A 20,364-nucleotide genomic window follows, 5' to 3' on the forward strand; every position below is an offset into this window, starting at 1 on the left:
ACTAATTTCCTTTTGGTTTCAGGCTGACGCCTTCGCGCTGCAATCGGTCGCGCAGTACATTGATCTCAATATCCATATCGCTGCGATCGTCGAGCAGCATTTTGTCAGTACGGGCCGCAAAATTCTGTTCAAGGTCGTCAAGCAGCGCCTCGAAATTACTGCGTGCTGCGGCATCCTTTGTTCTGCTGTACAGATCGACAAATCTGACCGTCGCATCCCGCGCACCCATCAGATACACGCCCAGAAACTTGCGGGCTCCTGATAGGTCACGGGGATCTTGTTCGACGGCGCGAATCATTTGGCGCGCAATCGCTTGGAATGTCGCAACCCGAAGTTCCAGCTTGCGGTCACCCAAAGCAGCAATCTGCGCTTTCATGACATCCAGATGTGCTTCTGCTGCGTCCACGACGCGGGCGACGCGATCTTGCTGAAACGTGTCGATCCCTTCCATGCGCTTGTCTTGCAACGGATCAATGCCAAATGCCGCGACGTGCAGACCCAGTGCGGCGATACCATAAAGCGCCGAGCCGATCAGCCCGGTGTCGCCCGTATATGCCGCCAGCGAAATACCCACGCCGGTCAGGAGCGATGCGATCATCTTGCGGGGCAGGGCGGGGCGGCGCGCCACACGGCGCGCGTCATAGGTCGCCTGGGCGCGCAGGCCCTCTTGTGTCAGCCATGCGGCCAAAGTCAAAACACCGCCACCGACAAGCGCGGTCACAAGTGCAGAAGGCCCATCATTCAGCGACGTTGCCACAAGAACAATCGCGGGGACATAAAGCAGCCGCCCCCGTGATCCCGCCAAATGGATTGCACGTTGATCAAGCGCCGCCTCGCGGTTTGCCGCGCCCTGCTTCGTTTCATCACCTGGGCTGTATTTGCCACCAAAGCGTTTTGCCATCAGGTCGCCTCCAACAAGCCTGACGTTACACCGAACATCAGGGCGATCAGAACCAGATAGGCTATTCTTTGAAACGTGTCTGGCATGCGGTCCTCTTGTTTGGCGCTCGCTAAAGATACGACCGCCTGCATTGTCCCCACCGCAGCGGTGAATGCAATCAGAACCGCCGCTGCCAAAAGAATTAACAGGATTAGACGCATCATTTCGGGCGCTCCATATCGTGTCTATATGTTGAAATAGGAGACCAGAGCAGGGATTGCGAGTTCTTTTGCGTTTGAGCTTGGATCAACGAAGTTGAATTGCCGGCATGATTATGCCGCCACAGCCGTAATGCCGGGGCAGTTCTACTTACTTTTGCCGCGTGGTGCGGATTTGGCCGGACGATTAACGGGTTTGCGCACCCGTGTCAGGGTGGGCTTTTCGGACAGTCCCAACTGGTCGCGCACGACGCGTTGCTTTAGCTCCTCGACCCCGCCCGGCTCTAGGTTGCCAAGCTGGAAGGGGCCATAGCTGACCCGGATCAAACGGTTCACGGTCACGCCGATGGCTTCCATGGCGCGGCGAATTTCGCGATTTTTTCCTTCGCGCAACGAGACCGTCAGCCACGCGTTCGCGCCCTGTTGGCGGTCAAACGTAATGACCATGGGTTGAAAACGTGTGCCGTCAACCTCGATTCCGGCCCGCAGTTGGTCCAGGCGGGCTTCGCTCACCGATCCGTTGATTCGCACGCGGTACCGGCGCAGCCAGCCGGTACTGGGCAGTTCCAGCTTGCGCTTGACGCCGCCATCGTTGGTCAGCAGCAAAAGACCTTCGGAGTTCAGGTCGAGCCGCCCGATTGACATCACACGGGGGAGATCATCGGGAAGGGTATCAAAGACCGTTTCACGGTCTTTTTCATCGCGCTCGGTTGTCACGAGGCCCGCAGGCTTGTGATACAGCCATATCCGCGGCGGTTCAGGTTCGCGCACAGGTTTGCCGTCGACGATGACCTTGTCAGAAGGTGTCACATTCAGGGCCGGGCTGTTGATGGTCTTGCCATTCACCTTGACGCGGCCTTCGGCAATCATACGCTCCGCCTCGCGGCGGCTTGCGATGCCGGCGCGTGACAGAACTTTGGCGATACGGTCGCCCTGAGGTGTGTTATCAGTCATGACTGTCCCATAGCCGCTTTGATCCGACCTTGCCAGTGGCATGGTAGACAGGGCATCAGATGTTATGATTTTTCGCAGTCACATGGAAACGGCACTAGATGAAGCACGCGCCGCGGGAAAGCGGGGTGAGGTCCCGGTCGGTGCTGTCATCGTCGGGCCGCAGGGTATCATATCGCAGGCTGGCAATCGCACCCGCGAACTGAATGATCCAACGGCACATGCGGAAATGATGGCCATTCGGGCTGCCTGTGCCGTGCTGGGTCAGGAACGTCTGACTGGATGCGATCTGTACGTCACGCTGGAGCCGTGCCCGATGTGTGCCGCCGCGATCAGCAACGCCCGGATCGCACGTCTGTATTACGGTGCCGCCGATCCCAAGTCGGGCGGTATCGCGCAAGGCCCGCGCATTTTCAGCCACCCGCAGTGCCACCACCGGCCCGAAGTCTACGACGGACTGGCCGCGACGCAGTCCGAAGACCTGATGAGGGCATTCTTTGCCGCACGCCGCTAAAAGCTGAGCGTCTCCATCACATCCGGCGTGGGTACGTTGACGCCGGGCAGGGCGTCAACCAACGGCTGTGCAGACTGTGCAAGTAGTGGGAATGTCTTGTAGTGGCAGGGGATAACGGTCTTGAAATCAAAGTAGCGCTTTGCGGCATAGGCTGCGCGGTCCATGTCCATCGTGTAATGTCCGCCACAGCACAAAATGCCGATATCGGGTTTGTGGTAATCGCCCATCCAATCCATATCGGCCATGATGTCGGTGTCACCGCTGACGTAGATCGTGTGGCCTTCGCCCGCGATCATGAACCCTGCCTCGGATCCGGCATAGGTCGGGCGACCGCCTTCAAAATCAACGCTGGATGAATGTACCGCGTTCACCATCGTGACCCGGACATCGCCCAAAGCGACGGTGCCGCCTTTGCTGAAACCACGGGTCTGGACACCTTTGGTGGCAGCCCAATAGCTGGCCAATTCGTGAATGCACAGAATCGGAATATCTGCCGTCTTGGCGATGGCCAATGTGCTGCTGGCGTGGTCGCCGTGCCCATGTGTCACCAAAATATGCGTAGCCCCCGCAATCGCTTCGGCGTGCCGGTCGGCTGGCAGCATGGGATTTCCGGCCAGCCAAGGGTCAATCAGCAGAATTTGATCTGCGATTTCGATACGAAAACTGGAATGTCCAAGCCATGTGATTTTCATCGCGCCCTCCGTTGTGAAGCTCTCAGACTATCTGCAATCTGCTGCGGTGCAAGATGGATTGGTTCACTGCCAATCGACGTTCATGCTGGCATTTGCTTGCGGGCGCTGCTGCAGGGCGGTACACGCAGACAACAAATTTATCGGAGATGCGTTCCATGTCGATTGACACAGAAACCGCCCGCCGGGTGGCAAAACTTGCCCGGATCAAGGTCGAAGACGATGCACTGCCTGCTTTGGCCGCTGAATTCAGCGCGATCCTGGGGTTCATTGAGCAACTCAACGAGGTGGATGTCGAGGGGATCGAACCCATGACATCCGTGACGCCGCAGCGTTTGAAGCGACGCGCAGATGTCGTGACCGATGGAAACCAGCAAGCGGCGATCCTTAAGAATGCGCCTGATGCGCGTGAAGGGTTCTTTGCTGTCCCGAAGGTGGTGGAATAATGACTGAGCTGACCAAACTGACAATCGCGGGTGCCCGCGATGCAATGCGCAATGGCGACACCACGAGCGCTGAAATTACGAACGCCTGTTTGACCGCCATCGAAGGCGCCGATGCGCTGGGCGCATTCGTGCATAAGACGCCCGAAATCGCCGCGGCACAGGCCGCTGCAGCCGACGTGCGGATCAAGGCGGGCGATGCGCCCGACATGTGCGGCATTCCATTGGGCATCAAGGATTTGTTCTGCACCAAAGGTGTGCCATCGCAAGCGGCGTCCCGCATCCTTGAAGGGTTCAGGCCAGAGTACGAATCAACGGTCACGACGCAGCTTTTTGATGCGGGTGCTGTGATGTTGGGTAAGCTGAACATGGACGAATTCGCCATGGGATCGTCGAATGAAACCTCCGTTTACGGCAATGCCGTCAACCCTTGGCGGCGTGGCGGTGACGATGCGGCGCTGACGCCCGGCGGCTCATCGGGTGGATCTGCCAGCGCTGTTGCTGCGGATCTGTGCCTCGCGGCCACAGGCACCGACACCGGCGGGTCAATCCGCCAGCCTGCGGCATTTGTCGGGATCACCGGTCTGAAGCCAACATATGGCCGCGTGTCGCGCTGGGGTATCGTTGCCTTTGCGTCCTCGCTTGATCAGGCAGGTCCTATGACCAAGGACGTGCGCGACGCCGCGATCATGCTCAAGGCGATGTGCGGGCATGATCCCAAGGACAGCACAAGCGCAGATATCCCCGTGCCCGATTTCGAGGCTGCTTTGACAGGCGATATCAAAGGCAAGGTCATTGGGATTCCAAAAGAATACCGCATTGACGGAATGCCCGAAGAGATCGGCAAGCTATGGGCCGATGGCGCTGCTATGTTGAAAGACGCAGGCGCGATCATCAAAGACATTAGCCTGCCGCACACCAAATATGCGCTGCCCGCCTACTATGTCATCGCGCCCGCCGAAGCTTCATCGAACCTGGCGCGCTATGACGGTGTGCGCTTTGGTCACCGCGCAAAGCTGGCTGCGGGCGATGGAATCACCGAGATGTATGAAAAAACGCGGGCTGAAGGGTTCGGGGCAGAGGTGCAACGCCGCGTGATGGTGGGAACCTACGTGCTTTCCGCAGGCTTTTATGATGCGTATTACAACCGTGCGCGCCGCGTGCGGGCGCTGATCAAGCAGGATTTCGATCGGGTCTTTGCGGATGGCGTGGATGCCATTCTGACGCCCGCCACACCATCAGCCGCATTTGGGTTGGGTGAAATGACCAATGCCGATCCGATCCAGATGTACCTGAACGACGTGTTCACTGTGACCGTCAATCTTGCCGGACTTCCCGGCATTGCCGTGCCGACAGGGATCGACGTCCAGGGGCTACCGCTTGGCCTGCAGTTGATTGGTCGTCCATGGGAAGAAGGCGACTTGCTAAACGTTGCCTACGCCCTCGAACGTGCGGCGGGATTTGTAGCCAAACCGCAAAAGTGGTGGTAAGCCCTCGAAAAACGAAATTTAGTGCGACAGGTGGTTGCTGATGAATAAAGGTTTGGTAATAGCTGCGGCATTGGCAGGTCTTGCCGCATGCAGTGCTGCGCCCGCACCCGATCGCGGGCGGGGCGTTGGTTTCGATGATTATGCGCAATTCGAGCTTGAACGCGCCCAGCGTGAGGCCGCACTTTCGGCACCTGATGGCACGATCATCCCGGCAGCGCGCGTGAACACGATAGCGTCGCCGGTTTCACCGCCGTTCATAGTGCCGGGCACGCCGTCGACATCTGTGCCTGCCGCAGTGATCCCGTCAAGCGCGCTAGCCGAGGCTGGCATTGGGCGGTCTGTGGTGCAACAGACCGCGCCGCTGAACACAGGGGGCGATCCAACCCGCATACAGGGTGTGGATGCATCGCCCGGCAACCCAACGCCCGCGATCATCAACAATCCCGGTATTTCGGACGAGCAGAATTTTGACGCGGTCGCTGGTCGGGAAACGATCCAAAGCGATGCGGACCGCCGCGCAGCGCAAGCCGCCGCGCGCGAGCAGATACAGCCAACGGCAGTGCCTGAACGCCCCAGCAATACAGGCCCGAATATCGTTGAATATGCGATCAATGCGCCCAATGTGAAAGGACAGGAGTGGTACAGCCGTTCGCTTTTGTCTGGACAGGGCCGGTTCCAACGTAACTGCGCCGGATATGGCACCGCTGATGATGCGCAGCGTGATTTTTTGGCCCGTGGCGGGCCCGAACGCGATCGCCTTGGCATAGATCCTGACGGCGATGGCTTTGCCTGTGGCTGGGACCCGGCGCCCTACAAGCGGGCTGCTGGCAACTGAAGCTGACGTCCCACCCGTCGCCCAACTGTGGGCCACGCCGCAGTGGTGTTGCGCCAGATATGGTTGTTATTCACTACACCGCGATGCGATCAACGCAGGCTGCGTTGAAAACGCTGTGCGATCCACAGACGGAAGTATCCGCGCATTACCTGATTTCGGAAACTGGCGACGTTCTGTCGCTGGTACCCGAGGCGATGCGTGCGTGGCATGCAGGTGCGGGGCGCTGGGGCGGGGTTGCGGACGTTAATAGTCACTCAATTGGCATAGAGCTGGCCAACGATGGGTTCAGCCCCTTTGCGGCACCCCAAATGGATGCTCTGACCGCTTTGCTGCGGGGTATCCGCATCCGCTGGGATATCCGGCCAGAACGGGTCATCGGCCATTCTGACATGGCGCCGGGGCGCAAGATTGATCCCGGTCCACGGTTTGACTGGCGCAGGTTGGCGCGCGAGGGGCTGTCGGTGTGGCCGCTGTCAGACGGACCACATGATATTTCAGCCTTTGCTCGGATGATGCGGCTTTTTGGTTATAGCGCCAGCGACGAAACAGATTTGCTGCTGCAAATCTTCCGTTTACGGTTTCGCGCGCACCATGATGGACCGTTGGATGCAACCGACGCAGGCATGATCTTTGATCTGGCGGGGCGTTTCCCCGTTGACGTAAACGCCGCTTGGGCCTAACTGCCCAATTGCGCGGATGGCTGGATGGCTGCGGGCCTTTGGGTCCGAGGAAAGTCCGGACTCCAAAAAGCACGGTGCCGGGTAACGCCCGGCGGGGGCAACCCTAGGGAAAGCGCCACAGAGAACAGACTACCTCGCATGCGGGGTAAAGGTGAAACGGTGGAGTAAGAGCCCACCGCGCGACTGGCAACAGAAGCGGCACGGCAAGCCCCACCGGGAGCAATGCCAAATAGGGACCGCGTGCGGTGCTGATCCTGCAAGGGATATCAGCCGTAGGGATGCTTGAACCTGAGCGGTCCGGGTTGGCAGCTAGAGGGCACTTGGCAACAGGTGCTCTAGATGAATGGTCATCCAGCCTCAGATCTCGGTCTGGGGGGGACAGAATCCGGCTTATAGGCCATCCGCGCATTATCTGGCTGCCGTTACGTGGGTTTACGGTTGACTCGGCCAAGGGTGGCGGTAAAAGGCAGCTTCAATGAGATTTATGCGAAGTGCCGATAACGGCCCGCAACCAGGAGAGATGAGACATGGCGAAGCCTACCACCATCAAAATCCGCCTAAACTCCACTGCGGGGACTGGGCATTTTTACGTGACCAAGAAGAACGCACGCACCATGACGGAGAAAATGACGGTCAATAAATATGACCCCGTCGTGCGCAAGCACGTTGAATATAAAGAAGGCAAGATCAAGTAATTGATCGCTACACTGTATTCTGACAAAAGGCCGCGCAAATTGCGCGGCCTTTTTTTTGCGACCATTGGCGAGTGAGACAACAAAAAGGGCCGGTGTTTCCACCGGCCCGATCAGAACGTTGTGCTCTGGCGGTTATTCGCGGTTGCCGAAAAGTTGCAGCATGAACAGGAACATGTTGATGAAATCCAAGTAGAGGGTCAGCGCACCCATCACGGCCGCCTTGCCCAACCACTCGCTGTCGCCCTGCGACGCATGTGCAACATACTCACTCTTGATCTTCTGCGTGTCATAGGCTGTCAGACCCGCAAAGATCAGCACGCCGATGGCAGAGATGGCGAACATCATCGCTTCGGACTGCAAGAAGATGTTGATGACCATGGCGACGATCAGGCCAACGACGCCCATGATCAGAAATGACCCCCATGCAGAGATGTCTTTTTTGGTTGTATATCCCCACAAGGACAGGCTGGCAAAGGCGATCGCTGTGATCAGGAATATCTGGATGATAGAGTAGCCCGTGTAGATCAGAAAGATCGAGCTGAGCGACAGGCCAACAGCGGCAGCATAGGCGAAGAAGTACGTGGAAAGTCCCGATGCAGACAGCTTGTTTGCGGCAACACCGAAGCCGAATACCATCCCCAAAGGCAACAGGAACAGGACCCACTTCAGTGGCGTCGCATAGATCATATAGCCAAGTTGGGTCAGATATTCATTGGCACCGATTTGATATTCGGTTGGCACTGTTGTTGTCGCGAGGCCAGAGATGGCCCAAGCCGCAGCAGCCGTGATGATCATGCCGATGGACATCGTGCCATAGACTTTGTTCATATGGGCGCGCAGGCCCGCGTCGATTGTTGCGGTGCGCACACCACCGACTGTTTTCGTTGCGTCGTACTGAGCCATTCATACCTCCATAATAATCAGCGGAGCTGCGAAGCAGCATGCTTGGGTTTGATATTGGCAGATGCATGTACTTTTTCAAGGTTCGCAATGCACGAAACGTGCAAATCTGATCGTTTTGGACAGGAATGTGGCAATGCGCCGCAATTGGCGATTATTTTCGCCGCTGCAATGGGACGTGCCAGATTGGTCGATGGGCTTCGATCCGGGCCGCGCAACGGCTGACGCCGATATCATTCAGCCTGTAATCATCAAGATTATCCAACGCGCGTCGTTGCCTTGCAACCGCCATTGCGCCAGCAAGCGCGTTCCAGAAACCCCGCCTGTTATTGGCGAAGGGGATAGACAGACGCTGCACGTTGCGGTTCGCTAAAGCTGTCATTGTGTGGTCCTTTCTTGATCTGTCCGGTGTTGGGATGCTTGATATCTAGCGTCGCTTTTGCCATGTTTAAAATGAATGATTGATGAGTTATGTATCAGGAATATTGATATGGCGCGAAATTTGGACACGACAACTTTGCGGTCTTTTGTTGCTGTTGCGGATACGGGCGGCGTGACAAAGGCATCGGGGTTATTGAACCTGACGCAATCGGCCGTCTCGATGCAGCTCAAGCGACTGGAGGAATCGCTGAACACCACATTATTGGACCGATCGGCGCGCACGATTGGCCTGACACCGCAGGGTGAGCAATTGCTCAGCTATGCGCGGCGGATGTTGGCGCTCAACGATGAAATATATGGCAAGCTGACAGCGACCGAATGTGAAGGGGAGGTGGTTTTGGGTGTCCCGCATGACATCGTTTACCCCGTCATACCCATCGTCTTGCAACGCTTTGCGATAGCCTATCCCAAAGTTCGGGTGCAGCTTGTTTCATCATTTACACGAAAGCTGATGGATGAGTTCAATCGCGGAGAGATCGACGTTATTTTGACGACGGAGGACAGCGTCGGAAATGGCGGTGAAACCCTGACCCAGACCCCGTTGATTTGGGTGGGTGCCCCCGGCGGCAATGCCTGGAAACAGCGCCCGCTCAGGCTCGCGTTTGAACAACGTTGCATCTTTCGTCAGTTCGTACAGCGGCGGCTCGATGATGAAGGCATTTCGTGGGACATGGTGGTGGACAGTAATTCCAGCCGCACGATCGAGGCGACAGTCAGCGCGGATCTGGCCGTTCATACAATGCTCGAAGGGACAGAGCCCCAGCATTTTGAGCGGATCAACCATGGCGGCAGCTTGCCTAGCCTGCGCAAGATGAACGTGAATCTCTACCAGTCTGGCCTGAAGGACGAACCTGTTGTCGCTGAACTTTCCAGCCTGATCAGGGAAGGCTTCTATACCATGAAGGCACCAGTCAAGGCGTAATCACAACCTTGCCGGTCGATGTCCGGGTGCGCATTAACTCCAACGCCTCTGCGGCAGCATCAAGTTGCAATATGTGGCTGACATGTGGGCGCAGGCGGCCCTGTGCATACCATGCCATCAGTTCAGAAAGGCTGTCACCGAGCGCCTTGGGGTTAAAGCGAAGATAACCGCCCCAGTAAAATCCGATCAAGGTGATGTTTTTCACCAAAATAATATTCGCTGGTATCTTCGTAATTTCGCCGCTGGCAAAGCCTATGATAAGGACGCGCGCCTCGCGGTTGCAGGCGCCCAGCACGGCTTTGAACGCATCGCCGCCCACCGGATCATATACAACGTCCGCGCCACCCAGCGCCTTTACGGCTGCTTTTACGTCATCAGTATCGCTGTTGATAAGATGATCGGCGCCCGCCGCCTTTGCTACCGCAAGCTTGTCAGCGCCGCGTGCGACTGCGATCACAGTGGCGCCCAAGGCCTTGCCAATCTCTACGGCGGTCAGCCCAACGCCGCCGGCGGCCCCCAGCACCAGCAAGGTTTCGCCTTTTTGAAGCTGTGCGCGACGGGTCAGCGCAAGGTGCGAGGTGCCATAGGCCACCATAAATCCGGCGGCGACTTCGGCAGGCATTTCATCAGGGACGGATCGGCATAACGCGGCCGGAAACGCGCCTTTTTCCGCCATGCCACCTTGGCCACCAAAAACGGCGACACGTGCGCCGATTGCGGGTTCGATCACGCCAGGTCCCTGTGCAATAACGGTGCCGCAGACCTCCATCCCGAGTGTGAATGGTGGCTCTGGCGTGTCCTGATAGGTGCCGTTTGCCATCAGAAGATCGGCAAAGTTCAAACCACAGGCGGCAATCTGCAACAATACTTCACCGGGCTGTGGCGCTGGATCTGCGATCACGACAAGTGCGGGTGGGCTGCTGAACGAACTGACTTGAAATGCGCGCATTGTCATCGAATCCTCTGAGCTATTCGTTTGTTAATCATTATACTCACAACATTACCGCTGATCGGACAGCCCCGTTTTGACCGAACGGCAAAAAAATGCATCATGAACCTGTCTTTAAGGTAAGGTCGAATACTGCAACCGTTGCGTGTTCTACTGCAATGATGTCATGCAACTTGGGGGGCGTAACACTTTGGTGGTTTCGACCAAGTGTTGAACGCGGCATCGGGCACAGGCGAGACGTTTGCCGTGTTCTTTTAAACCAAGGGAATGAACTATGAAACATCCGGTAGACGTACATGTTGGCAAGCGTATCCGTCATCGCCGTTGGATGAACGGGACGACGCAGCAACAGTTGGCCGAAAATGTTGGCATCAAATTTCAACAAATTCAGAAGTATGAAACAGGCATGAACCGTGTCAGCGCATCGCGGCTGTGGGACATTGCGAAGGTACTGAATGTGCCGGTGTCTTTCTTCTTCGAAGGGTTGGATGCTCAACCCACGGCTGATACTGGGAATAGTGATATGCCTGCAGATATCCTGACTGACAAAGAGGCGCTGGAGCTTTTGCGGTCCTACTACGCAATCCCGGAAAATCAGAGGCGTCGCCTGTTCGACCTGGCGCGCGTACTTAGCGAGGCTGCGTAAAGCAGCCTTGACCATGCTGACTGCCCCGCGCTACCGCAGTGCATGAACGCGGAGCAGACAGGACCCAAGCTTATGGCACTGGATAAAACCACCCAGACGGAATTGATCCGTGTCGCACATTTGCTGGCCGATGCTGCGCGACCTGAAACCCTGCGTCTTTTTCGGTCGGCTGAGCTGATCGCCGACGACAAGGGAGCAACTGCTTTTGACCCGGTGACAGCCGCAGATCACGCATCTGAGCAGGTTATGCGCAATATTTTGGCGCGCGAACGTCCAGACGATTCGGTTCTGGGCGAAGAGTTTGGCAGCCATGAGGGCACAAGTGGCTTGACTTGGGTGCTCGACCCGATTGACGGCACGCGCGGTTATATCAGTGGAACACCGACTTGGGGCGTTCTGATTTCCGTCGCAGATGCAACCGGCCCACGATTTGGCCTGATTGATCAGCCCTATATTGGCGAGCGTTTTGCTGGCGGGTTTGGTACGGCACAGGTCGTGGGGCCGCACGGCACGATGCCGCTGCGGGCCCGTCATGGCAGTACCCTGCAAAATGCAACGGTTCTGAGCACCTTTCCCGAGATTGGCACGCCGCTGGAAATGCGCGCATTTCAGGCCGTATCAGCGCGTGCGCGGCTCACCCGCTATGGGATGGATTGCTATGGTTACGCGTTGCTGGCGGCGGGCCAAGTCGATCTGGTGATCGAGGCGGGGCTAAATGCCTATGACATTCATGCCCCGATTGCAGTGATTGAGGCCGCTGGCGGCATGGTCACGGACTGGACGGGGGCGCCCGCACATCATGGTGGTCGCGTGATTGCAGCAGCTAATCCCACGGTCCACGCCGCCGCGCTTGCGATCCTGCAAGGGGTGGTCAATGCCTGACACCCTCATCAAAAATGCAGCGGCTGTGTTGACGATGAACGATCAAAGGTCCGAACTGCGTGGTGCGGACATTCTTTTACGTGGTGGTATCATCGCCGCGATAGGTGCAGGGCTGGTCAGCGACGATTGCCTGGTCGTGGATGCGGCAAATGCCATCGTGACACCGGGCCTCGTCAACACCCATCACCATCTCTTTCAAACCCTCACGCGCGCTGTGCCGGGCGGGCAGGATGCATTGCTTTTCGGATGGTTGCAGACGCTTTATCCGATCTGGTCCCGTTTCGGCCCTGAAGAGATGTTTGTTTCAGCGCAGATTGGTCTGGCCGAACTGGCGTTGTCCGGCTGCACCATGACTTCTGATCATATGTATCTGTTTCCCAACGGCGCGCGCCTGGACGACACAATCGCAGCTGCGGGCGAGGTGGGCCTGCGTTTCCACGCGTCACGTGGCGCGATGAGCATTGGGCAAAGTGATGGGGGGCTTCCACCGGACAGTCTTGTTGAAGATGAGCAGGTAATCCTGAACGATTGCATTCGCGTTATTGACGCTTTCCACGACCCCAATCCGGGGGCCATGGTGCGGGTGGCTGTTGCCCCATGCAGTCCTTTTTCAGTCAGCCGGGACTTGATGCGTGACGCTGCACTGCTGGCCCGCGACAAAGGCGTGATGCTGCATACGCATTTGGCCGAAAACGACGAAGATATCGCGTATTCGCTGGCGAAATTCGGCTGCCGCCCTGGTCAATATGCCGAGGATCTTGGCTGGACTGGCGATGACGTCTGGCATGCCCATTGTGTCAAGCTGGATGCCCAAGAGATTAGTTTATTCGCAAAAAGCCGGACGGGTGTGGCACATTGTCCGTGTTCGAACTGCCGGCTTGGGTCCGGTATTGCGCCTGTGCGTGCGATGCGGGATGCAGGCGTGCCTGTCGGTCTTGGGGTCGATGGATCGGCGAGCAATGACACCGGAAATCTGGTGGCCGAAGCGCGGCAAGCCCTGTTATTGCAGCGCGTTCATAATGGCGCCGATGCGATGTCGGCACGCGAAGCGCTGGAAATCGCGACGCGTGGCGGTGCACAGGTCCTGGGCCGTGACGATTGCGGGCAGATTGCAGTTGGCAAACGCGCCGATATTGCGATTTGGGATGCGCAGGCCGTTGAAAATGCCGGCTCATGGGATTCCGCAGCTTTGGTGTTGGCTGGACCCACGAAGGTGCGGGACCTTTTTGTCGAAGGCCGCCGGATTGTTGCCGATGGCCAGCTTCAGACGATTGATCTTGGGCGCACGATCACACGGCAAAATACGCTGGCCAAGCGCCTTGCTGGGTGGTTGCACTAGCGTCGCGGATTAGCATGCGGGTGCCAATCGTCATGCTTTGGGGTTCTTTGCTGGCTGCGCGCAGCGGCGTCCCGCAATCCACACGTCCTGCACTGCGCGATCATCGCCCATCATGATGGTCGGAAAAACCGCATCCCAGATATCGTCTGCACGGGCGCTACGTTGGGCGATCGCTGGGGTCGATGCCAAGTCAAGAATGACAATATCCGCCATGCCACCCGCGCCAAGGTGCCCGATTTCACCGGACATATGCAGGGCTTTGGCCGAGCCTTCGGTCGCCAACCACATCAGTTGCGCCGGGTGCAGCGCGGCCCCTCTTAATTGTCCGATTTCGTAGGCCGCGGCCATTGTTCGCAGCATTGAAAAGGACGAACCGCCGCCGGTGTCTGTGGCCAGCCCGATGCACAGTCCAGCCGTGGCCAGTCCCATCATGTCGAACAGACCCGAGCCAATAAACGCATTTGACGTCGGGCAGTGGATCACGGCCGCGCCGACCTCTGCCAGTCGCAGGGTTTCACGAGGTTCCAGATGGATCGCGTGGCCATAAAGCCCGCGTTCACCAAGCAAGCCATATGCCTCGTATGTGTCAAGATAGTCGCGGGCCGTTGGAAACAGGTTTTTGACCCATGCAATTTCCGGGTGCTGCTCGCTGAGGTGGGTTTGCATCAGGCAGGTAGGATTTTCAGCCCAAAGCACACCAAGCGCTTCAAGCTGGGCGGGTGTTGAAGTGGGTGAAAAGCGTGGTGTGATCGCATATGTCGCGCGCCCCTTGCAGTGCCAGGCTTCAAGCAAGCGCCTGCTGTCATCATAGGCAGATTGCGCGGTGTCGCGCAGGTCATCGGGGGCATTGCGGTCCATGCAGGTTTTACCGGCGACCACCGCCATATTCCGCGTGGCGGCGGCAGCAAATAACGCGTCAACGCTTGCTGGGTGGATCGTGCAAAAACTGGTCAGCGTTGTGGTGCCATGGGCCAGGGCCAAATCCAATGTCCTACCTGCCACATCTTGGGCGTAGGCGGGATCGGCAAAGCGGGCTTCTTCGGGGAAGGTATATGTATTGAGCCATTCGATCAGTTGTTTGCCCCAACTGGCGATCATGCCGGTCTGGGGGTAATGCATGTGCGCATCCACAAACCCCGCGCTGATCAGGGCTGCGCCATAGTCTGTGACGATGGCATCCGGATGGCGCTGGCGCAGTGTCGCCCCGTCACCGACGACACTGATCTTTGTCCCCTCGATCAATACGCCGCCATGGCGCGCGTAGTGCGCGACGTCGGCCCAGTCATTGATGAACGGGTCGCCCGAAAATCCAAGGGTCTGACCCAGAAGCAGATGTTTTTTCATAGCCTTACCTTATGGGGCGGTTGGGCGGGCGTAAATCGCTGAATGACCGTTGTACGAGCGGCCCAGTTGTCTATGTTGCATAACCAACAGGGGGTGGCATGGCCGATCATACCGAGACCAGCGACGACGAAGCATTTGGCATCACGGACCGGTTGATCGCCGACGTGATGGAGGCCGTGGAGGCGGGCACATCGGACGCGATTGACGTTCTACTCGATCCGCTGCACCCAGCCGACATTGCCCACCTTCTTGAACAGCTTGGAAGCCGCGACCGCCGCGACCTGCTAAGCGTCTGGAAAGGCGGAATGGACGGCGACATCCTTTCCGAGCTGGACGAAAAGCTGCGTGAGGAAGTGATTGGGCAGTTGGCGCCATCCGAGCTTGCGGATGCTGTTCGCGACCTTGAAAGCGATGATGTTGTCGATCTGGTCGAATATCTGGACGTGCAACAGCAGGAAGCAGTGCTTGATGCGCTGGATGCCGGGGACCGCGTCGTTGTCGAACAGGCCCTGTCATACCCAGAGGAATCCGCAGGCCGTCACATGCAGTCCGAGTTGGTGCGTGCGCCAGAACATTGGACAGTGGGCGATGCGATTGATTATATGCGGTCCGATGTGGTGTTGCCCGGTCAGTTTTATCACGTGATCCTGGTTGATCCGCGCCTCAAGGCCGTTGGCTATGTCACGCTCGGCCGGATCCTAAGCCATCCGCGTGCGACGCTGTTGCGCGATCTGACCGAAGACACGTTTCGCACTTTTCACGTCACGCAAGATGTCGAAGAGGTGGCTCAGGCCATCAACCACTACCATATGATCACTGCGCCGGTGGTTGATGACGATGACCGGATCGTCGGTGTGATTACCATCGACGATGCCATGGCCTTCCTTGAGGAAGAGGCGGAGGAGGACATCCTGCGCCTGGCCGGTGTTGGCGAGGGGAGTCTGTCAGACCGCGTGATCCAGACCACCAAGCAGCGGTTTCCGTGGTTGGCGGTCAATCTGATCACCGCGATTCTGGCCTCGATGGTGATTTCGTTGTTTGAAGCGACGATTGCCGGTCTTGTGGCGTTGGCGGTGTTGATGCCGATTGTCGCCTCAATGGGCGGAAATGCCGGTACGCAGTCGCTGACAGTGGCCGTGCGCGCGATTGCAACGCGCGACTTGACGGGCGCGAATCTGTGGCGGGTGATCCGGCGCGAGGTTTTTGTCGGGCTCATCAATGGTCTGGTGTTTGCTGTTGTCATGGCCATTGTCGGGATCGTGTGGTTTGGGTCGCCCATGTTGGGAGCGGTTATCGGCGTGGCGATGGTCATCAACATGGTGATTGCGGGCCTTGCAGGTACGGCCATACCTGTTGTGCTGGACCGCATCGGCGTGGACCCGGCGCTGGCATCCGGGGCCTTTGTGACGACGGTGACAGATGTGGTCGGCTTTTTCGCGTTCCTGGGTTTGGCAGCGGTTTGGCTACTGTGATGGACAAGTCCGAAGCGCGTGAGGCGGCCTTTGCCCGCCGCAAGTTGGCACATGAGGCTGGCATTGCTACAACGCGGTATCTGGCGGATGTGCTGGCGGGTTACCGGCGTGCACCGCTGGCCGGATACATGGCGATGCGAACCGAGATTGATCCGACCACCGCGATGGAAGAGGCCGCAGGGCATGGGCCCGTCGGCGTCCCGGTTATCATGGGGGCAGGGCTGCCGTTGCGGTTTCGACGATGGGTGCCCGGATGCGCGATGGTTCGGGGTACGTTTGGCGCCCAGATTCCCGAAACGGGCGATTGGATGACCCCCGAAATCGTGATCGTGCCGCTGGTGGCGTTTGATCGCAGCGGCGGTCGGCTGGGCTATGGCGGTGGATTTTACGACCGTACCCTTCAGCAGTTGCGCGCACTGCGGCCGACACTGGCCATCGGTTTTGCCTACGCTGGACAGGAAGATGCAGCACTTCCGTTGGAGCCGACAGATCAACCGCTTGATCTCATCGTGACCGAGGTGGGCGTGATCAAGCCTACGTGATTATTCTTCGGAAAAGGCAGCCATCACATCATCCGACGCTTCGAAGTTGGCGGTGACCCGCTGCACGTCGTCATCGTCTTCCAGGGTGTCCAACAGCTTCATCAGCTTGGTAAGCCCGTCCAGATCAATTTCTGTCGTCATGTTCGGCTTCCAGATCAGCTTGGTTGACTCTGATTCGCCTAATGCGGCTTCGAGCGCGGTCGACACGTCGTTCAAATCGGTGTCGGCGCAATAGATGACGTGGCTGTCATCGTCGCTTTGCACATCTTCTGCACCGGCGTCTATTGCGGCCATCATCACCGTATCCGCATCGCCGACAGAGGCAGGATAGACCACCTCGCCTTTGCGGTCGAACATGAACCCGACCGATCCGGTTTCGCCCAGATTGCCGCCATTCTTGGTAAAGGTCGAGCGGACGGTCGATGCCGTGCGGTTCCGGTTGTCGGTCATCGCCTCTACAATGACGGCGACGCCATTGGGGCCGTAACCTTCATAGCGGATTTCGTCATAGCTCTCAGCGTCACCGCCTTGCGATTTCTTGATCGCACGATCAATGACGTCTTTTGGGACAGAACTCGACTTTGCCTCTTTGACGGCCATCCGCAGGCGCGGGTTTTTGTCGGGGTCGGGGTCGCCCATTTTGGCGGCTACGGTGATTTCCTTTGCAAGCTTGGAAAACAGCTTGGAGCGCAGTTTATCCTGCCGTCCCTTGCGGTGCTGAATATTCGCCCATTTAGAATGGCCAGCCATCGGAAACCTCGTATTGGTGGATGTAAATCTGCGTCTCTATAGGGCATCCCCGCCCACCCCTGCAACCCCGCTAAAGTGGCCAGATGTGTGGGATCACAAACGATACGATTGGTGCGAGCGATAGATTGAGCGGAATCCCGAACTTTAGAAAATCCCCGAATTTATATCCTCCGGGGCCATAGACCAGCGTGTTGGTTTGATAACCGATCGGCGTCGCGAAACTGGCACTTGCGGCGATCATCACGGCCACAACCAGCGGGCGCGGATCGACGCCAAGGGCGCCTGCCAGCCCGATGGCAATTGGGGTCATCACGACCGCAACTGCATTGTTTGACACAAGTTCGGTTAGGAAACTGGAAAGGACATAGACGGTCAGAACGATAAAGAAAGGCGGTAGGATTAGCATGACAGGCGACAGCGTATCGGCAATCAGGCCCACTGCGCCCGACGATTGCAGTGCTGATCCAACGCCCAGCATTGCGAAAATCAGGGCGAGCAGACGGCCTTCGACATAGGAAAATGCCTCGTCTGCGTCAATGCAACCGGTCGCCAGAACCAGCGTTACACCGATCATGGCGAGCATCAGAATCGGTGCGACACCAAGCGCAGAGAGCACCACGACACCCAGCAATACGCCAATCGCGATCGGGGCGCGATTGCGCCGATAGGCCCGTTGTGACGGCTTCGACACGTCGCCAAGGTTCATGTCTTCCGCCAGCCGCTGGATGTCTTCAGGTGCGCCTTCGAGCAGCAGCGTGTCGCCGACGCGCACCACCAGATCCTCCATCTGTTGTCCGATGTTGGTGTCACGCCGATGCACGGCCAGCGTATAAACGGCATAGCGCCGCCGCAGGCGGAGCGAACCCAACCTGCGACCAACCATTTTGCAGTTGGGCGTAATCAATACCTCAACTGTTGTGGTTTCGACCGCCGAAACCTGATCGACCCTGCGCAGGTCTTTGGTCGCCTGCAGCGACAGCAACTCGGCCATCTCGGTGCGCAAAACAACCCGGTCGCCCAACTGCAGGGTCACATCATTAAGGTTGCGTCTGAGTGACGTGTCGCCACGGACGACGTCGATCAGCCGGACGCCGTCACGCTTGAACAGCTGCACACTGGTGACCTCGCGACCGATCAGGTTGCTTTCGGGGGGGATCACGGCCTCGGAGAAGAAGCGCATCTTGGACCTGTCAGACAGCATCGTCGCCATGCTGGGGCGGTCGGGCAGCAGGCGTGGACCCATGAAATAAAGGTATGTGAATGTCCATGCAACGACGACGATGCCGACGGGCAGAATCTCCAGGATGCCGAAGGGTTCCATGCCCGACGCCCGGGCGACGCCGTCTACCAATAGGTTGGTCGAGGTCCCTAGCAACGTCATCGTACCGCCAACAATCGCTGCATAACTCAGCGGAATCAGCAGTTTTGACGCCGAGGTGCCCAGCGTGCGGGCAAGTTGGACAAAGACCGGGATCATGACAACAACCAATGGTGTGTTATTCATGATCGCGCTCGCGAACGCGACGAACAATAGCCCGCCACCAATCGCACGGGCCGGGCTGACCTTTGCCTGCCGTTCTGCGACCTGGGTCATGGCATTCAGCGCGCCGGTGCGTACCAAGGCGCCCACGATGATAAACATTGCTGCAATCGTCCACGGCGCGGGGTTGGCCAAGGTGATGACTGCTGCGTCATATGGTAAAACACCTGCCACAAGCAGGGTTGAAACACCGATCAGGGCGACAACCTCGGTCGGGTAGGCCTCGCGCAGGAACATGATGAACATGCCCACGACGACGGCCATGGTCAGAAACGCGGATTGCATTTGGGTCAGTTGAATAAAGTTACCCATGACTTGCAGTCTTGCGAAGTGGCGTGCCTTGGGCAAGCACAACCGGCGTCATATGGGTCCGGCCTGTGTCAACCGCCCACCTTGGCGGACCATTTCTATGCGCGTGGCCTTGCCCGTTCGATCATCGGTCTCAACATAAAGTCCGGACAATGTGGCCTCTTCGGCCGCAGGGGTGAAACGGGCCTTGGGCATCCCTGTGATGAACCGGCGCAGCGGTTCGACCTTGTCCATCCCGATGACGGAATTGTAGTCGCCGCACATGCCGGCATCGGTCATATACGCGGTTCCGCCGGACAGGATCATGGCGTCGCTTGTTGGAACGTGGGTATGGGTGCCGACAACAATGCTGGCGCGGCCATCGCAGAAGTGACCCGTTGCCATTTTTTCGGACGTTGCCTCGCAATGGATGTCGACCAGACTGGCCTGAATTTGCCCACCCATTGGATATTGACGCAAAATTCCATCAAGCGCAGAGAAAGGGTCATCAAACGGTCGCTTCATAAAGACCTGACCCAGGACCTGTGCGACCAATACCTTGCGCCCGCCGGGCGCATTGAAGACCCGCGCGCCAACCCCGGGTGCCGCTTTGGAGAAATTGATCGGGCGGATAATTCGGGGTTCTTTTTCGATGAACGCCAGCATGTCCTTTTGGTCAAAGGCATGGTCACCCAAGGTTATCACATCGGCGCCCGCATTTAGCAGCGCCTGGGCATGATCGCCAGACAGCCCCATGCCAGAGGTTGCATTTTCGCCATTGACCACAACGAAGTCGAGCCGCCATTCTGTCCGCAAGCGCGGCAGATGTGCTGCAATCGCCGCCCGGCCGGCCCGGCCCATGACATCACCAAGAAACATTATTTTCATAGGCCCTAGTTACGGCCTGACGCGGCATTCTTCTAGAAGATTTTTCAGCTATGATTTTTCTGGAAA

At 57.9% G+C, this 20,364-nt stretch carries 23 protein-coding genes and 1 other RNA gene; 13 read left to right on the forward strand and 11 right to left on the reverse strand.

The annotated features are described in order from the left end of the window. Position 1: 1 nt before the first annotated feature. The 3 genes from QZ196_RS08315 to QZ196_RS08325 all read right to left on the reverse strand — a co-directional run bounded on the left by QZ196_RS08315 (position 2) and on the right by QZ196_RS08325 (position 2,052). On the reverse strand, positions 2-901 hold the full coding sequence (locus QZ196_RS08315) for a 5-bromo-4-chloroindolyl phosphate hydrolysis family protein (protein ID WP_296425407.1): 900 nt from the start codon (positions 899-901) through the stop codon (positions 2-4). Then, complete coding sequence (locus QZ196_RS08320; protein WP_296425409.1) at positions 901-1,104, reverse strand: hypothetical protein; 204 nt, start codon at positions 1,102-1,104, stop codon at positions 901-903. The genes QZ196_RS08315 and QZ196_RS08320 overlap by 1 nt, the downstream gene beginning before the upstream one ends. A 141-nt stretch (positions 1,105-1,245) precedes the next feature. After that, positions 1,246-2,052, reverse strand: a complete 807-nt coding sequence (locus QZ196_RS08325) for a pseudouridine synthase (protein WP_296425411.1) — start codon at positions 2,050-2,052, stop codon at positions 1,246-1,248. A gap of 64 nt (positions 2,053-2,116) precedes the next feature. On the opposite strand from QZ196_RS08325, the gene QZ196_RS08330 reads away from it, so the two are divergent. Continuing rightward, positions 2,117-2,563, forward strand: coding sequence for a nucleoside deaminase (locus QZ196_RS08330; RefSeq protein ID WP_296425412.1), 447 nt, complete (start codon positions 2,117-2,119; stop codon positions 2,561-2,563). Here QZ196_RS08330 and QZ196_RS08335 read toward each other — a convergent pair. Continuing rightward, complete coding sequence (locus QZ196_RS08335; protein ID WP_296425413.1) at positions 2,560-3,255, reverse strand: metal-dependent hydrolase; 696 nt, start codon at positions 3,253-3,255, stop codon at positions 2,560-2,562. The genes QZ196_RS08330 and QZ196_RS08335 overlap by 4 nt on opposite strands. A gap of 155 nt (positions 3,256-3,410) precedes the next feature. On the opposite strand from QZ196_RS08335, the gene gatC reads away from it, so the two are divergent. The 6 genes from gatC (at position 3,411) to rpmG (ending at position 7,395) form a co-directional block, all read left to right on the forward strand. Beyond that, positions 3,411-3,698, forward strand: coding sequence for an Asp-tRNA(Asn)/Glu-tRNA(Gln) amidotransferase subunit GatC (gene gatC / locus QZ196_RS08340; protein ID WP_296425415.1), 288 nt, complete (start codon positions 3,411-3,413; stop codon positions 3,696-3,698). Next, positions 3,698-5,185, forward strand: a complete 1,488-nt coding sequence (gene gatA, locus QZ196_RS08345; RefSeq protein ID WP_296425417.1) for an Asp-tRNA(Asn)/Glu-tRNA(Gln) amidotransferase subunit GatA — start codon at positions 3,698-3,700, stop codon at positions 5,183-5,185. The genes gatC and gatA overlap by 1 nt, the downstream gene beginning before the upstream one ends. A gap of 40 nt (positions 5,186-5,225) precedes the next feature. Further along, positions 5,226-6,020: a hypothetical protein gene (locus QZ196_RS08350; protein ID WP_296425419.1), complete on the forward strand. Its 795-nt coding sequence runs from the start codon at positions 5,226-5,228 to the stop codon at positions 6,018-6,020. A 59-nt stretch (positions 6,021-6,079) separates the two neighbouring features. Then, positions 6,080-6,700: an N-acetylmuramoyl-L-alanine amidase gene (locus QZ196_RS08355; protein WP_296425421.1), complete on the forward strand. Its 621-nt coding sequence runs from the start codon at positions 6,080-6,082 to the stop codon at positions 6,698-6,700. 12 nt (positions 6,701-6,712) lie between these two features. Continuing rightward, positions 6,713-7,109: RNase P RNA component class A (rnpB, locus tag QZ196_RS08360), an RNA gene on the forward strand. A gap of 118 nt (positions 7,110-7,227) precedes the next feature. Further along, entirely contained in the window at positions 7,228-7,395 is a 168-nt protein-coding gene (gene rpmG / locus QZ196_RS08365) for a 50S ribosomal protein L33 (protein WP_011750518.1), read from the forward strand. A 132-nt stretch (positions 7,396-7,527) separates the two neighbouring features. Here rpmG and QZ196_RS08370 read toward each other — a convergent pair whose 3' ends face one another. Together QZ196_RS08370 and QZ196_RS08375 are read right to left on the reverse strand one after the other, a co-directional pair. Further along, entirely contained in the window at positions 7,528-8,298 is a 771-nt protein-coding gene (locus tag QZ196_RS08370) for a Bax inhibitor-1/YccA family protein (RefSeq protein WP_296425422.1), read from the reverse strand. 151 nt (positions 8,299-8,449) lie between these two features. Continuing rightward, positions 8,450-8,677, reverse strand: coding sequence for a DUF1127 domain-containing protein (locus tag QZ196_RS08375; protein WP_296425423.1), 228 nt, complete (start codon positions 8,675-8,677; stop codon positions 8,450-8,452). A 108-nt stretch (positions 8,678-8,785) separates the two neighbouring features. Here QZ196_RS08375 and QZ196_RS08380 point away from each other — a divergent pair, with 108 nt between their 5' ends. Beyond that, on the forward strand, positions 8,786-9,658 hold the full coding sequence (locus QZ196_RS08380; protein WP_296425425.1) for a LysR family transcriptional regulator: 873 nt from the start codon (positions 8,786-8,788) through the stop codon (positions 9,656-9,658). Here QZ196_RS08380 and QZ196_RS08385 read toward each other — a convergent pair. Beyond that, on the reverse strand, positions 9,648-10,607 hold the full coding sequence (locus tag QZ196_RS08385) for an NADPH:quinone oxidoreductase family protein (RefSeq protein ID WP_296425427.1): 960 nt from the start codon (positions 10,605-10,607) through the stop codon (positions 9,648-9,650). The two genes, QZ196_RS08380 and QZ196_RS08385, sit on opposite strands and share 11 nt — an antisense overlap. A 274-nt stretch (positions 10,608-10,881) precedes the next feature. On the opposite strand from QZ196_RS08385, the gene QZ196_RS08390 reads away from it, so the two are divergent. The 3 genes from QZ196_RS08390 (at position 10,882) to QZ196_RS08400 (ending at position 13,474) form a co-directional block, all read left to right on the forward strand. After that, positions 10,882-11,253, forward strand: coding sequence for a helix-turn-helix transcriptional regulator (locus QZ196_RS08390; protein ID WP_296425429.1), 372 nt, complete (start codon positions 10,882-10,884; stop codon positions 11,251-11,253). 72 nt (positions 11,254-11,325) lie between these two features. Beyond that, on the forward strand, positions 11,326-12,135 hold the full coding sequence (locus QZ196_RS08395) for an inositol monophosphatase family protein (protein ID WP_296425431.1): 810 nt from the start codon (positions 11,326-11,328) through the stop codon (positions 12,133-12,135). Then, entirely contained in the window at positions 12,128-13,474 is a 1,347-nt protein-coding gene (locus tag QZ196_RS08400; protein WP_296425433.1) for an 8-oxoguanine deaminase, read from the forward strand. The genes QZ196_RS08395 and QZ196_RS08400 overlap by 8 nt, the downstream gene beginning before the upstream one ends. 30 nt (positions 13,475-13,504) lie before the next feature. Here the strand turns inward: QZ196_RS08400 and guaD are convergent, their stop codons facing one another. Next, complete coding sequence (guaD, locus tag QZ196_RS08405; RefSeq protein ID WP_296425435.1) at positions 13,505-14,818, reverse strand: guanine deaminase; 1,314 nt, start codon at positions 14,816-14,818, stop codon at positions 13,505-13,507. A 98-nt stretch (positions 14,819-14,916) separates the two neighbouring features. On the opposite strand from guaD, the gene mgtE reads away from it, so the two are divergent. Further along, positions 14,917-16,290: a magnesium transporter gene (mgtE, locus tag QZ196_RS08410; protein ID WP_296425437.1), complete on the forward strand. Its 1,374-nt coding sequence runs from the start codon at positions 14,917-14,919 to the stop codon at positions 16,288-16,290. Further along, complete coding sequence (locus tag QZ196_RS08415) at positions 16,290-16,832, forward strand: 5-formyltetrahydrofolate cyclo-ligase (protein ID WP_296425439.1); 543 nt, start codon at positions 16,290-16,292, stop codon at positions 16,830-16,832. The genes mgtE and QZ196_RS08415 overlap by 1 nt, the downstream gene beginning before the upstream one ends. On the opposite strand, the gene QZ196_RS08420 is transcribed toward QZ196_RS08415, so the two are convergent. The 3 genes from QZ196_RS08420 to QZ196_RS08430 form a co-directional block, all read right to left on the reverse strand. After that, a complete protein-coding gene (locus tag QZ196_RS08420) occupies positions 16,833-17,582 on the reverse strand; it encodes a YebC/PmpR family DNA-binding transcriptional regulator (protein ID WP_296425440.1) in 750 nt (249 codons plus the stop codon). Positions 17,583-17,652: 70 nt separating this feature from the next. Then, positions 17,653-19,434: an SLC13 family permease gene (locus tag QZ196_RS08425; protein WP_296425441.1), complete on the reverse strand. Its 1,782-nt coding sequence runs from the start codon at positions 19,432-19,434 to the stop codon at positions 17,653-17,655. Between the two features lie 48 nt (positions 19,435-19,482). Continuing rightward, a complete protein-coding gene (locus tag QZ196_RS08430) occupies positions 19,483-20,298 on the reverse strand; it encodes a TIGR00282 family metallophosphoesterase (protein WP_296425442.1) in 816 nt (271 codons plus the stop codon). Between the last annotated feature and the right edge of the window lie 66 nt (positions 20,299-20,364).

Source organism: Yoonia sp., from assembly GCF_017854565.1.
Lineage (GTDB): Bacteria > Pseudomonadota > Alphaproteobacteria > Rhodobacterales > Rhodobacteraceae > Yoonia.